Origin of the sequence: Lactococcus ileimucosae, from assembly GCF_943193185.1 — a bacterium.
Taxonomy (GTDB): Bacteria; Bacillota; Bacilli; order Lactobacillales; family Streptococcaceae; genus Lactococcus; species Lactococcus ileimucosae.
Window position 1 is genome coordinate 23,135 of record NZ_CALPDE010000020.1, and the last position, 14,317, is coordinate 37,451.

Annotated in this window: 12 protein-coding genes; all 12 read left to right on the top strand. The window is 41.7% G+C overall.

Annotated elements, in window-relative coordinates; all coding sequences use genetic code 11:
* Positions 1-82: 82 nt before the first annotated feature.
* The 12 genes from NFR51_RS08715 (at position 83) to NFR51_RS10775 (ending at position 14,130) form a co-directional block, all read left to right on the top strand.
* The gene (locus tag NFR51_RS08715) at positions 83-1,042 is read left to right on the top strand and encodes a GLUG motif-containing protein (RefSeq protein WP_251713315.1); all 960 of its coding nucleotides are present in this window, start codon (positions 83-85) and stop codon (positions 1,040-1,042) included.
* Complete coding sequence (locus NFR51_RS08720) at positions 1,008-2,687, top strand: LPXTG cell wall anchor domain-containing protein (protein ID WP_251713316.1); 1,680 nt, start codon at positions 1,008-1,010, stop codon at positions 2,685-2,687. Before NFR51_RS08715 ends, NFR51_RS08720 begins: the two co-directional genes overlap by 35 nt.
* Positions 2,688-2,951: 264 nt before the next feature.
* Positions 2,952-3,083, top strand: a complete 132-nt coding sequence (locus NFR51_RS10770; protein WP_277613162.1) for a hypothetical protein — start codon at positions 2,952-2,954, stop codon at positions 3,081-3,083.
* A gap of 288 nt (positions 3,084-3,371) precedes the next feature.
* Complete coding sequence (locus NFR51_RS08725) at positions 3,372-5,018, top strand: DUF6273 domain-containing protein (protein WP_251713317.1); 1,647 nt, start codon at positions 3,372-3,374, stop codon at positions 5,016-5,018.
* 188 nt (positions 5,019-5,206) lie between these two features.
* Positions 5,207-5,500, top strand: a complete 294-nt coding sequence (locus tag NFR51_RS08730; protein WP_251713318.1) for a rhodanese-like domain-containing protein — start codon at positions 5,207-5,209, stop codon at positions 5,498-5,500.
* A gap of 3 nt (positions 5,501-5,503) precedes the next feature.
* A complete protein-coding gene (locus NFR51_RS08735) occupies positions 5,504-5,809 on the top strand; it encodes a rhodanese-like domain-containing protein (RefSeq protein WP_251713319.1) in 306 nt (101 codons plus the stop codon).
* 2 nt (positions 5,810-5,811) lie between these two features.
* A complete protein-coding gene (locus NFR51_RS08740; protein ID WP_251713320.1) occupies positions 5,812-8,265 on the top strand; it encodes an FAD-dependent oxidoreductase in 2,454 nt (817 codons plus the stop codon).
* A 57-nt stretch (positions 8,266-8,322) separates the two neighbouring features.
* Entirely contained in the window at positions 8,323-8,577 is a 255-nt protein-coding gene (locus NFR51_RS08745) for a metal-sensitive transcriptional regulator (protein WP_251713321.1), read from the top strand.
* Positions 8,578-8,906: 329 nt separating this feature from the next.
* Positions 8,907-10,400, top strand: a complete 1,494-nt coding sequence (locus NFR51_RS08750) for a hypothetical protein (RefSeq protein ID WP_251713322.1) — start codon at positions 8,907-8,909, stop codon at positions 10,398-10,400.
* A gap of 176 nt (positions 10,401-10,576) precedes the next feature.
* Positions 10,577-13,147 (top strand): LTA synthase family protein, encoded by a 2,571-nt coding sequence (locus NFR51_RS08755; protein WP_251713323.1) that lies wholly within the window; start codon positions 10,577-10,579, stop codon positions 13,145-13,147.
* Positions 13,148-13,364: 217 nt separating this feature from the next.
* Complete coding sequence (locus tag NFR51_RS08760) at positions 13,365-13,943, top strand: hypothetical protein (protein ID WP_251713324.1); 579 nt, start codon at positions 13,365-13,367, stop codon at positions 13,941-13,943.
* Between the two features lie 52 nt (positions 13,944-13,995).
* Positions 13,996-14,130, top strand: coding sequence for a hypothetical protein (locus NFR51_RS10775; RefSeq protein ID WP_277613163.1), 135 nt, complete (start codon positions 13,996-13,998; stop codon positions 14,128-14,130).
* Positions 14,131-14,317: the final 187 nt, after the last annotated feature.

Genomic DNA, 14,317 nt, shown 5'->3' on the forward strand with positions numbered 1-14,317 from the left:
TTTGATAAATAAATGATTTTTTGATATCATTTTGTAAAGTAAGAAATTTTTGAGAAGTGAATGATTTGGAATAGGAGTTAAAATGAAAAAAGAAAAAATTTTGTCAGGCTTGCTTTTGACGACATTAATCTTGGGGCAAACAGTATCTGTATTTGCAACAGGTCAAGATATCTTACAAAATCAAGTGCAAAATGAAGCTACAGAGCCAACAGAAAAGGACGATAATGCGCAGTCTGAGAAGGCGGAAGTTGTAGAAACGGAAACAGAAAGTGCAGCAGCTGTTCCAAAAGTGAAAGAGGACGTAGAAGAGAGTCAGGAAGTAAAAGCAGAGGGAGTCGAAATATCGGCCTATGCTGCTGGTACAGGAACTGAAACAGACCCTTACCAGATTGCAAATGAAGCTCAGCTCAACCAGATTCGAGATGATTTGCCAAATAGTGGCACAGAGGGTATCTACTATAAACTGACAGCCAGTTTTGTACTCACGTCCCCCTGGACACCGATAGGGGATAGCAGTGCGGGATATTTTAGAGGGCATTTTGACGGTAATAATCAGACCATCAGTAATTTATCAGTAAATTCTGATTCTTATCTAGGGCTTTTCGGAATTGCAGAAAATGCCAGTTTCAAAAATCTTACGATTGGAGCTGTTTCAGGCTCAACAGAGCTTGGTATTTTAGCAGGACGATTAATAGGTAGCCAAGTGACTAACGTTCATGTGTCAGGCACTGTTACTGGTACAAGTTCAGAAATTGGCGGTCTTATCGGCCTTAGCCGGAATACGGCAGTAGCAACCAGCAGTGCAAATGTCACTGTTAGTGGCTCTGGAAGATATGTTGGGGGCTTGATTGGGCATAATCAAGAAGACCTTGCGCGTCTTGGGGCTTCGACCATTACAGACACAACTTCCTCAGGAAGTGTTCAAGGCACAACAGCAATAGATCCTGGAGACAGTACATCTGGTTCTTTCCGTGTTGGAGGGCTTATCGGTTTTAACGAGAGAGCCAATGTTATTAACAGCTCATACGACAACATCGAATAGTTTTGCGACAGGAAACGTATCAGCCCCAACCTCTGGCAGTTATGAAGAAGGTTATCAAGTTGGTGGCTTGGTTGGTCAAGCCGGCACAGGCTCTATCTTAGAGCAAAACTACGCAACAGGAAATGTCACCGCCCAAAGTCAGGTTGGTGGTTTGATTGGTCGATTGGAGAACTCAACGCTTTCACGTAACTGGGCAAAAGGTGATGTGACAGCCGCTAATAATGCGGGAGGACTCATCGGTAATTCCTATGGCTCTACACAGCTTAGCCAAGTCAATGATGCTTATGCCATTGGTGATGTGACAGCGACAGGCAACAATGTCGGCGGTTTGATTGGTTCAATGTCTCCAACCTCTTTTTCTCCAGGCAGCTATGGTACAACTGTCGTCAATGCCTATGCCTCAGGTGATGTGACAGGTGCTTCCAATGTTGGAGGCCTTATCGGTGGTTCAGACTTTGCGGCAACCCTCAGCAATGCTGTAGCTATTGGTCAAGTCACTGGTACAGGACAAGTTGGTGGAGTTGTCGGTAATGCAACACATATCACGATGTCCGATATCTATCGCTGGGATTATATGCAGGTCAATGGTGAAGTTCTAGACCGTCATATCAATAATGCCAGTGAAAAAGACGGGGGTCTAGCTTCCGCACGTGAGTTACGCATGGAAAATTCCTATGTCAACTTGACGTGGGTCATGGGGACAGCTTGGAAGTGGTCGACAGTTTCAGGAAATCCTGCGCAAATCACCAGCCCTATCCAGCACTGGCCTGTCCTTGGCTTTGGCCCAGAGGAAGACACGTTTCCGCACTACAGCATCGCTGGTACAGATAAAGAGACAAAAATGTACGATGGCGAGGAAGTAGTCCGAGACAGCAAGAGCTTGTTTACACCAGAATACGCACAGCTCAACGAGTTTGACTATACCCTGAATGGGCAGCCCTTAAACCTCGAAAACAATTTGGTTCTGGCAGATGATGTAGCTCTGCATGAGATTCGTGCCGTCTCCAAACTCACACCTCTGCAAACTTCTACAGGCCATCGCCAAGATTCAGGAAACTTCCCCGGGAGACTGGCTGCACAGGCAGACTATGAGATTACTCCTCGTCCCTTACTTTATACGGGTAAAGTTTGGCTAGAACGCCAGTATAATGGGCAGGCGACGATGAATTTACAAAATTCCCGATTGACTTCTGAAGATTGGACAGCCCTAGCCTTTGACCATGAAGCACTGACACGTGCAGAAGTGCCGGGAGTTATCTCAGGCGATGAAGTGAGGCTTAATGCCAATACGGATTTCCAACATCTGCTGTCGGGCAATCATAGCCTAGACGGAGTAAATGCTAGCGCTGAAGTTGGTGAAGGCGTTCTGCTTCATAACTTGACACCAGAGCAAATGGCAAAAATCTTTAGTTTAGCGGGATCAGATGCGCATAACTACACATTGAAAACCCTAGAGAATGTGAATACACGCGTGACAGCCAAAGATGAGAAAGTCCCAGAAAGCAGTGAAGGAAAAGCAAAAGAAAAAGAAATTTTACCAGCAACAGGTGAGGCAGCAAACATCGCATTTCTAACCCTTGGTTTTGCTGCTGTGTTCACTGCGCTTATGCTCTGGTTCAAACATCATTTGGCACAAAGAAAATAGTTAGAGCATTCTTTCCTCTGAAACTTTTTCTCAAGGCTCAAGCGTAAAGCTTTGGAAGCTCTTACTGTTTAGTGATGTGCCGCGTACCTAAAATGAAATACCAGCCTAACTCAATCTAACACTATTATTGAAAGAGAAGTTCACGTTTTTTAACGTGAATTTTTTGCTTGCGGAACATACTCTAATTTGTTAGAATTTCATATATAATTCTGGTTTGTTCTGGATTTTTCAGGGATGAACTTAGGTTTAAGAGAGGAGATTTTAATGAAAAAAACTAGTTTATATTTGGGTATTGCTATCTGTCTTTTTAACGGTTATTTTTCGAATGGTTTTTTATCGCTGCTCTTATCCATCATCGGAATTGCTCTAGTAATGTATGGTGCCGACGAATTTTAGTTGAGCATTCGCTGAAAAGAAATGTGGGGTAGCTTTAAAGAATCATGATAGGCATACAAACAGTTCTTGTAAACTTTCTTGCCTTTTCCTTGTTGGTTGGCGTCAGATGGAGTAGATCTGACGCTTTTTTGAGTTGATAAGATTATTGAACGCCTATTTTTTCTCATCAAACACTCATTTCATTTGACCTTTTTTTTTTTATACTATAGACTCAGAAAGTAAACGTAACATTAGAAATGCTCTTGTAATGAAAAACTAAAAGTAAATGTTACGCCAAAGGAGGAGTTTATGACACCAGAAAAGAAAAAGCAACGGCGGCTGCGCAACCTCGCACTCCTGTCGCTCTTGTTACTCGCAGTAGGCGGCACCTTCGCCTTCCAAGCCTTCAACCAGCGGGCCATCAATGACCGGTTGAATGAAGTGGCCATCAATGTCGGTGGCCGTGTCCACGACTACTACAACCGAGACACCGAAAACAAGGACGTCTTCGTGGAAAACTACGGGGAACGGCCAATCATGGCTCGGATACGCCTGTCCGAGTTCCTCGAAACCCGCCAGCGTAATGAAGCCAACTTCACGCCCCTAGTCGCAGGGACCAGCCGTGACGATGTAGAAAACTGGACCACATGGATCCCAAGTGCAGGCAATATCAATGACCGAGAAAATAGCAATACCTCAAATGCCTTTGACCAGTATGCCAGCCTCATCTTCGGTTGGGAACGTTCCGGTCAAGATGCCCCATGGTATATGCCCACCTTCAACCATGACAATCTTGACCAGAGAACAGCAGCGGCAGGACATGCGCGGGACTGGATCGAAGGGAACGGCGCTACAGATGCGGTCACAGACGGTGCGACACACCCGGGAGACGGAATTGATGCTTACTGGTCAGCAGGCGGCAGCTTTGACAACAGTGGTCCAATCTGGCCGGGAGAAGAAGTGACCAACCAAACTGCTCAAAACTTACAACAAGACCGTGCGCCAATGACCATGAACCAGTGGAGCAACTTGCCTAACGAAGACAAGATAGGCAACTTCTGGGTGGTTGACCACAACACAGGTTGGGCTTACTGGGCCAACAGACTGGACAGTGAGCAAGCCAGCTCTTACCTGCTTGATGCAGCGGAGATGACGGCTGCCATTGAGGACAAAGTTTTTAACGGTTTTTACTACTATGGGATTCATGTCGAGAGTGGACTGGTACACCCTGACCAGCATGAGGAGTTCCTCAATGACGGGGAACAACACCATGCGGAGCTGGCAGACTTCCTCAGAGGCATCCAGAACGGAGCGATGTACGATGACGGCCCTAACCCACTGCCTAACGAAGACAGTGCACCAGCAGCCTTTGACTTTTCGACCATGCGTCCGGGTCGTATCTTTACCATGGCCGGGGAGCAGTACCGCTACCTTGAAAACATGGGTTCTGGGAATCATATGATTATTCGGAATGAGGCGATACGCAATACGACCTTTAATGATCAACCGACTGTTTTAGAGGATTTCTATGATGATCTTACGCCAGCTGTTCAGGCTATGGTGCAACCTGTTTCTATTCCAGCAGAAGTTCCTGCTATTGAAGATGCGGCAGTTGCACCTTGGATTGGTGATCGTTGGATACCAGCAGAATGGGAAGAAGAAAGATTTAATGAGGTCAGAGCAGATAGAACTGCAGTTGGAGGTTCAACACGTCAAGCCTTTGCGCTTTCACTGGCAGATGTTGTTCACTTGTCTACTGATGAAAGGGCATTCCGAAACCATGCGGCACGTGTCGGTGGACGTAACAGCTGGTGGTGGCTGCGTACCCCTGGTGCTTCAGGGCGTGCTTGGGATGTGGGTTGGCCTACCACTCCTGGTCGGCTGCTTGGCAATTTTAGAGTAGACGGTAGCAATGCCAATGGCGGCGTCCGCCCCGCCCTTATCATCCATCAATAAAAGCAATGAAAATGAACCAAGAGAACAGAAATTTTTGGTTCATTTTCTTTTACAGCAATTTCTTTTGCAAGGGGAACAGAAAACGCTGAACCAGTGGCAAATTGTTGACGTTCTACAAAGTTGTCTCATTTGGCAATATACCCTATAGGGTATATAATGGTTTTATCAAAATCTTTAGGAGAGAGAAAATGAAAACTGCTACAATCCAAGAGCTTAATGAAGCCTTACTTAGTGATACCCCTTTGATTGACGTCCGCGAAAGCTATGAGTATACAGCTGGTTTCGTACCAACAGCTAAAAATATTCCCCTGAGTCAGTTAACAGAGCGTTTTTCTGAAATTAAAAATGGCAGCTATATTATCTGTCAGTCTGGCGCACGTTCTGAGCATGCCTGCGATTTTTTGGAGGCCAAGGGGCTTGATGTGACCAATGTACTTGGTGGAACTTCAGCTTGGACAGGCTGTTTAGCAACGGAGGAGTAAAGCATGTTTGGTTTTGGAAAGATTCGCTCAATCTCAGCGGATGAATTAGCAGATAAACTTAAGCAAAATAAAACGCAGTTGCTTGATGTACGTGAACCCGGAGAATACGCAAGGGGGCATATAAAAGGAAGCAGAAATCTCCCTGTGGGTCAAATCGAAGCCTTTACGGCACCTGAAAATACCAAGGTTTATGTCATTTGTCAGTCTGGTGCACGTTCGAAAAAAGCCTATAAAACATTGGAGAAAAAAGGCTTTGATGTGACCAATGTTAAGGGCGGCATGATGGCTTGGAGAGAGAAAACGGTATAAAGATGGGGAAAAAATATTTAATCATTGGCGGCGTAGCTGGAGGTGCAACAGCGGCAACACGCCTTCGTCGTCTCAATGAAGACGATGAAATTATTCTTTTTGAAAAAGGAGAGTACATTTCCTTTGCAAATTGTGGTTTACCTTATCATGTTGGTGGAGTCATTAAAGAGCGCGATGATCTGCTTTTGCAAACTGTTGAAGGTATGAATAAGCAATACGGCCTTGATGTACGCAACTTTTCAGAAGTGACAGCCATCAATCCTACAGAAAAGTCGGTCAGTGTGCTTAATCATCAGACGGGCGAATCTTATCAGGAAACTTTTGACAAACTCATTATTTCAACGGGGGCTAAAGCCATTGTGCCACCGATCGAAGGATTAGACAATGCAAAGAATGTTTTTAGCCTGCGTAACATCCCCGACATGGACGTGATTAAAGCTTTTATTCAGCAGCATAAAGTTCAGACAGCCACCGTAATCGGTGGTGGCTTTATCGGCCTTGAGATGATGGAAAATCTGGTTGAGCTCGGTATCAAAGTCCAGCTGGTTGAGATGGCCCCACAAGTCATGCCAAATATTGACTTTGAAATGGCACAAATGCTGCATGCCCAAATCAATATGCACGGTGTAAATCTCATCTTGAATGACGGCTTGAAAGAATTTCGCCAAGAGGGAAGGGAGTTACTCTTGAACAGTGGTAAGCTCCTTTCAACAGATATGACCATTCTATCTATTGGCGTTCTTCCTGAAAATACGCTGGCAAAAGAAGCGGGGCTTGAACTAGGTTTCAAAGGTGCCATTAAAGTCAACAAGCAGCTTGAAACAAGTTTTCAAGATATCTATGCTATCGGGGATGTGATTGAAGTTGCTGATGCGGTCAATGGTCATCCGACAAATATTCCTTTAGCCTGGCCCGCCAATCGCCAAGGGCGTTTAGTTGCCGATATTATCAATGGTATCCCGGCAGCATACACAGGCACGCAAGGCACATCTGTAGCCAAGGTCTTTGAGTTGACCGCAGCGGGTACGGGAAATAGCGAGCGTTTATTACAACATCACGGTATCGAATACCATGCTGTCCATATTCATCCCAATTCACACACCGGCTATTATCCGGGGGCAGCTCCGATTGCATTGAAACTTCTTTTTGCGCCAGATGGAAAAATACTAGGTGCTCAGGCTGTGGGGACAGAAGGGGTGGAAAAACGGATAGATGTTATTTCAACAGCCATGCGTTTTGGTGCAAAGGCGGCAGAGCTTGCCTCTATCGAACTGGCTTACGCACCGCCGTATTCATCTGCTAAAGATCCCGTCAACATGCTTGGTTATACAGTGGATAATATGATAAATGACAAAGTGCGGACTTTCCAGTGGTCAGAAGTTGATGAATTTCTGGCTGCTGGTGCTTATTTCCTAGATGTTCGTGAAGACTTTGAGCTGGCGACAGGCGCCCTAGAAAACAGTATACAGATACCGCTTAATCAGATTCGTGACCGTTTAAGCGAAATTCCTAGAAATCAAACCATTTATGTTTACTGTCAAGTAGGACACCGAGGCTATAATGCAGCACGCATTTTAATGCAGGCTGGTTATGAAGTTAAGAACCTCGATGGTGGTTATAAAACCTATAAGCATGCAACATATGAATTACGTCAGATTGATATAAAACCGACTGATACGGCATTGAAAAAAACAGATACACCACCCTCAACGAGCGATGTGATTGAAGTTGATGCCTGTGGCTTGCAATGCCCTGGACCTATTTTGAAGGTCAAGGAAAGCATGGATAAAATGCAAGAAGGCCAGAGATTAGAGATTCAAGCCAGTGATTTTGGCTTTTCTACGGATGTCGAAGCTTGGGCGAAAAACACTGGAAATACTGTGTTAGAGAACAAAATTCAAGGAAATAAGGTGGTCGCAACCCTAGTTAAAGGTTCACATGAGGCAGTCGTAAAGTCCCCCACTTTGCCCACCCAAGGTGTCTTGACTGAAACCAAGGATGGTGCAACCATGGTTATCTTCTCAGGTGATTTGGATAAGGCCTTGTCTTCGATGATTATTGCGACAGGAGCAGCAGCCTATGGCAAAAATGTCACGCTCTTCTTTACTTTCTGGGGTCTTTCGGTCTTGAAGAAGAAGAAAGTCAAAAAATCAGGCATGGCCAAAATGTTTGATATGATGTTACCTAGTGGTGCCGACAAACTCAAAATCTCTAAAATGAACATGGGAGGCATGGGCACAGGTATGATTAAGTCCATCATGAAGCAGAAAAATGTGGACAGTCTGCCTGACCTGATTGAACAAGCGCATAATCTTGGGGTAAAATTTGTCGCTTGTACCATGAGTATGGACTTGATGGGAATCGAAAAAGAAGAACTTTATGATTTCGTGGAATATGGTGGTGTTGCCACATTTATAGGAGATAGCGAAAAAGCAAACATGCAGCTTTTCATCTGATTTCTAAAAAAAATAAGCCACTGTAATGATACTAAAGCAGGGATTTTTGGAGGATTTATGGACAAGTATGATAAAAAAATGATGAATCGTCTGAAGCGTGCAGAAGGACAGCTCCAAGGCGTTTTACGCATGATGGAGAACGAGAAGGACTGTATAGATGTGGTTACCCAATTAACTGCGGTACGTTCAAGTTTGGATAATTTAATTGGACTGATTGTTGCGGAAAATCTTAAGAACTGTCTTTTAAGCGAGGATTCTGAACTGCATGAGGAAAAAATTAATCAAGCTATCAAACTGATTGTAAAAAAGTAAAAAGATAGAGTCAGAACAAAAGTCTAAATTTATTCAAAATGAACCAGCATTCATCAAGGAAAAGTCACTCAAGCACGATATTCATTCGTGAAAAGTTGAGTGATTTTTCTCATTTTTGACTTCAACCCGCAACCTTTTTTGATTCTTTTGTAGCAAAACAATACCATTAATTGCTTTATAGTTTTATTTCTAGCAATTTTTTACAGTGTCAATTTGAAGTAAATTATTTTGATTTTAATATAAAAAATTTTAAAATGAAGGGGATACAAAGAACAAGTATGAAGCGTTCAAGACAGGTAATAAATGACAAGTGATTTTTGGGAGACTGCATGAAAAGATATTATACAGATAAAGAGTTGCAAGAGTTCCGTGAAACAATACTTGGTTTTGAAGACTCCAAGAATAGGGAAAAAATTTTCCGTCTTGATCAAATGAAAAAAGACCAGAAAATAGCTAAACAAGTTGCTAAAAGGGCCTTTGAGACTTATTCTGACTATAATTATAGGGATTTAGCTGCAGAGGAAGTGGCTGAATATACGGAAGAACTTGTGAGCTATTATTATGCTTTAACCTTACTTCCCTTGGATAAAATGGATATGGCTAGCTTTACGGCAGTTGCTTCTCTTACATTTGCTGAATTACTAAACGACACGGAAATCCAAAAGGTTACAGACAGTATACAACTGGGTATTCACATAGTAATGATGCTTAAAGAATTAGGCTTTGCTAAAAATATTTCTGATGATGAAACAGCTTTTAAATCCATGGTGGACACTTTTATAACCATGCACAATGACTTAATGTCTGTGCGTGACTCCCTTTCTAAAGGTAGGTTTGAGGAAGATTATGGCTCTTACTTAGAAGAAGATGAAGAGGCACAATATCATGAAATGATATTTCATACACCACGTGCTGTGATCCATCATGCCAGTACTAAAGTACTTATCGAAGAGTTTGATATAACAGATCCGCGAGAACAGTTTGTAATTTTTTCAAGTTTATCAAGAATCATGGAAGATTTGATGAATCCTGATGCTTTCTTTTCGCCACTGGAGGTTTTGAAACATGAATATACGTCCATGTATGCGCTTAGACTTGGTTTTGAAACTGCAGCTCAACGTTTGTTGCTGGTGATTAAGCTCTTAGAATCTTGGATGAAACGTCTAAATTTTCCAGTAAAGTTTGCAATGAAAGATTTAGTTGAAGCCTTTAACCAAAGTGTGAACCAGTGGACGATGAACTACAACTTGGAACATCAGACGAAAAAACTTTCTCCTATCAGCATCACTTATAAACCTTATGGCAAGTCAAGGAGCGTCTTTCGACCTGAAAGTAAGGAAGTTTTAGAGTATTTCTCAAAAAATGTTGTTGAAGCCATTGAAACAGAAGATGCGGCGCCATTCCAAACGAAGAGCACGAGAAAACGGAGATTTGTACCTGCGACAGCTGAAAAGCACCAACTTTTGGTGGCGCGGTATTTAGAGGAAGGGGTGCCTAACTATCAAGACAAGGATATGGAAGAAAGGGTGAAGCAAATTTTGCCAGTCTTCATTTTCGAATGGTATGCCAAGTACATGTTGCCCGTTTCGCAAATGACGGGGAACTCTTTTGCAGAGTACATTTTGGAAGAGTTTGCCAGTAAAGAGCGGTACGCGATAATAGACTACATGAGCATTTTTACGACACTTATTGGTTATGCGGCTTGGCTGGCAGAGGTCGGAGTTGTTCAGGAAGAGATTGCGTCAGCCATCATCAATAAAGTGAGTGATGTGGAGGCAGTTGCGAACGATAGACGTGAACGTTTGGTGTTTGGAGATAAATAAGTTTGGAGATGCCTTATGCAGGGCATCTTTTGTTTTGACTTTATGTCGAAGGAAAAAACGTCAAAATCTGTATGGGCGCTTCAAAATTATTTGAAGAACGAAAAACTTTGCGTAATCCTATGTAAATACTAGAGAGCATGTTATAATCTATTTCATATTGTAAAGGAAATGTAACAATGAAAAAGAATAACGTGTTGAAAGCGCTAGCTCTGGTTTTCCTTTTTATAGGTTTATCCAGCTTGGTTTTTTCTGATATTTTGCCTGAAGCGGTGGAATATTCGTCACCTGTGGCTGTTGTGGTTGTGGTTTATCGTCTGATGGGACTGTTAAGCTTTGCTTATCTGGGTCTTGTTTTTGTCAAAAATAAAAAGATATGGCTCACTCCAGAGGAAAATTATTCTGAAAGGAGAGGGAAGCTGAGCTGGAGGAGTGTTCTTGTGCTCCCTGTTATTTTTCTTGCCTATTATATCTTTCATCTTTCTATGATTTTGACAGAAAATATCAACAATAAAACGTTTGACTTTGACTATAAGTCTTTAAATCTAGAGCTTTTAGTGGTGTTTTATCTTCCTCTAGTCTTTGTTATACTTTTAGCTATTTTTCTGGTGACGCGTCTTCCAGATAAGCAAAGCTCGTGGAAAGTTTTGGATTTTGCGGCAGATATAAAGGTCGAAAATGTTTATATGGCAGTGCTTGTAAGCCTAGCCTTTATTGACCGTATGACAGAGCGTCTCATTTGGGATATATTATTTAGCCCGGTACATTCAGAGGCCCCACTTGATCTGGTTTATGCCAATGAAAATATTTTAGGGAGCGATGACTTTCTCTCTCTTTTTGGAAACATGCTTCTCGTATTTGTTGTCCTTTGCGTCCTCAGTTTCTTTATTGTCAGGGGGATTCAAGCTTTTAAAAGTAACAGAGCCAGCTTCTCACTCGCCTTAACAACGAGTCTTTTATTGGCACTTGTCTTTAACTCCCTTATCCAAGCGGGAATGAGCGTAGATGAAGGACCTATGTATTACGGTTATGTTGTGACTGGGATAAGCCTATTTCAAATTTTTGTTTTAACCTTGGTGTTTATGTTTATTTACTTGCTGATTAACCGCTATATGATTGCTACAGCAGTGATTATGTTTGTTTTTGGGGGATTTAGCTTAGGAAATGCCATGAAGTTTTCGGTGCGGCAAGAGCCGATATATGTTTCAGAACTTTCTTGGCTAACCAACATGCAGTCTTTGCTTTCTTTTGTTGACCTAAAGTTAATCTTGTTGACTCTTTTCGTCTTACTTGGCATTGTTTTACTAGTAATCCTCTTAAGCAGAAGATTTTTCAAGGGAAAAATCATGGAGTGGAAAACAAGAGCTATCACTCTGCTTTTGATTTTCTCGCTTTATTTTCCCGTGATGCAGAACTTTAAACATCTCAATACACCAGAGGAGCAGGTGAGCTTTCCTCTCCTGAGCCAATATGTCCAAAGATATAACGGCAGTCTTTTATGGCGGGGTTCAGCAAAGTTAGCCAGAGACAAGTCGCTTTCCTATGTTTGGTTGAAGAAAATCTATGGTGAAGCCATGGAGGAGCCTGTGGGATATAGCCAAGCCAAGGTTGAGGAAATTATCCAAAAATACAGAAAAGAAGCTGATGTAATCAACCAGAGTCGCTCAGAAAATATCGCAGATCAAACAGTAATCTACATTTTAAGTGAATCACTATCAAACCCTAACCGTATCAAAGGTGCAAAGCTCTCTGATAATCCTCTGAAAAATATCGATCTGATAAAAGCAAGCGCAACGGGTGGCTTGATGTACTCTAATAGTTTTGCAGGTGGAACAGCAAATATGGAGGCCCAATCGCTCAGTGGTCTTCCGATGGTCAACTACTCCAGCAACATCTCGACCATTAATTCCGATGTTTTTCCAAGTATGCCGTTTATTCCAGCTATCTCTAATTTCTTCCCAGAGAAGATTGCACTTCACCCTGAAAATGCAGCCAACTATAACCGTAATACGATTTATAAAAAACTTGGCTTTGATCATTTTTATGCCCTATCAAACACGGAAAAGGCGAATATATTGATTAATCAGGAAAAATTGGACGGCTATGTGACAGATACACAAGTTTATAAAGAGGTACTAGATAAGATAAATCCTGCACAGTCACAGTTCTTTAGCGTTTTGACCATGCAAAACCATATGTCTTATGAAAATTATTCTGGTTCTTCCAGCTTAACAGCAAGGGGTGAAGGGCACACAGGCGAGCAGAATAAACACTTACAAAACTATGTGCGTAAGATTTCTGATACAGATAGAGAGACAAAGGCTTTTTTGGAAGAATTAGAAAAAATGGATAAAAAAATCACAGTTGTTTTTTACGGCGACCATCTTTCGAACGTCTTTCCAACAGACTACCCGAGTCTAAAAACAGAACCTTTTAAGGCTTATCAGACGGATTATTTCATCTGGACAAATAAGGGAAATGCAAGCAATAAGCAAGGCGATTTAAACGCTGCAGAATTTGCGCCAGCTTTACTTGAAACTGTAGATGCAAAAGTTTCCCCCTACTATGCACTTTTATCAAGCATCATGTGGGAGCTGCCCTCAGAGTATAACTCTGCTTTATCGGCTCAGGTAAGTTTAAATGAAGCGCAGCAAGAACGCATCGAGGAGTTGAAAATCATTCAGTATGACCTCACATCAGGCAAAAACTATCTAAAGGAAGATTCGTCTTTCTTTCAGCTTGATAAGTAAGAGGTGATGGGGGTTATGGGCTAGCTGTTGAGTTCGGATTTGCGCGACATTTGCCTTCCTTCTTCCTTTTTTATCCTCCCTTCCGTCTTATCTGAACTACAGTTGTTTAATTTTTAACATTGGTTACATTTTTTAATTTTAAATATCCGTTACATTGCGTTAATGTTTCTCTTGTGCTAAAATGGTTCTAAAAGTGCAATATGTAAAGGAAAAATTTGTGATAAAGATGAAGAAAAAGATTATTGTAGGAACGACTCTTGCTCTACTTTTAACTGTGGGAGCAAGTGCAGCATATACGTTTCTCTCTTCAAATGGAGAACAAGAAGAAATTCAATCCAAAAAATCTGAAAAAAAACCAGATGAAGCAGAAAAAGAAGTGGAACAAAGTGAAGAAAACTTAAAAGATGAACAGTTAATATATACAAGCTCAACACATCAGATAAACGGAGAAAAACAAGACATAACAGTTCAGGATTGGAAAGTAATAGACGATAGTTCAGGTGAGCAAGTTTTAAAAGTTATATTTAGATTTAACAATAAAACAGATCAAACGGTTGACCTAAAGAGCTTTGCCCAGAACAGAATAAGATTAGCACAAGTGCTGGATAATAAGAGCAGTCAGACGATTGAGATGGATACAAACGATTTGAGTGGGGAAAAAGTGCACAAAAAAGGAGAAGCAACAGGCGTGATTTATGGTAAAGTTTTGAAGGATGTTCCAAAAATAGCCTTTGTTTTCGGTATGAATCGTAAAGCAGGAGAAACTTATACCGAAGGATTAACCCTAGATTTCTAAAGTTTTTAAACAAGAAAGAAGCAGACTTATAAATGAATCCAGAGGAGAACATATGGAAATTGAAAGACTTAAAAGTAGAGTTGAAAAATTAGAAAAGAAAAACAGAAATCTAAGTGTGGGATTACTGGTGCATGATTTCATTACGATAGTCTTATCTATTGCAGTTGCTTATTTATTTCTAGGCTGAATAAGTGGGAGGACGAGGAAAAAGTTGCACCTTTATAAATAGAAGAAAAACTTTGAAACAGCTGAGGTTAAAACATGAACCATATAGTCAGACAAGCATTACCCGACGAGTGGACTAATGTCAAATAATTAGACAGAAAATGAGCTATGTTTTCTTAAAATAGTTTTCCTCCTTCTGATTTGGAGTT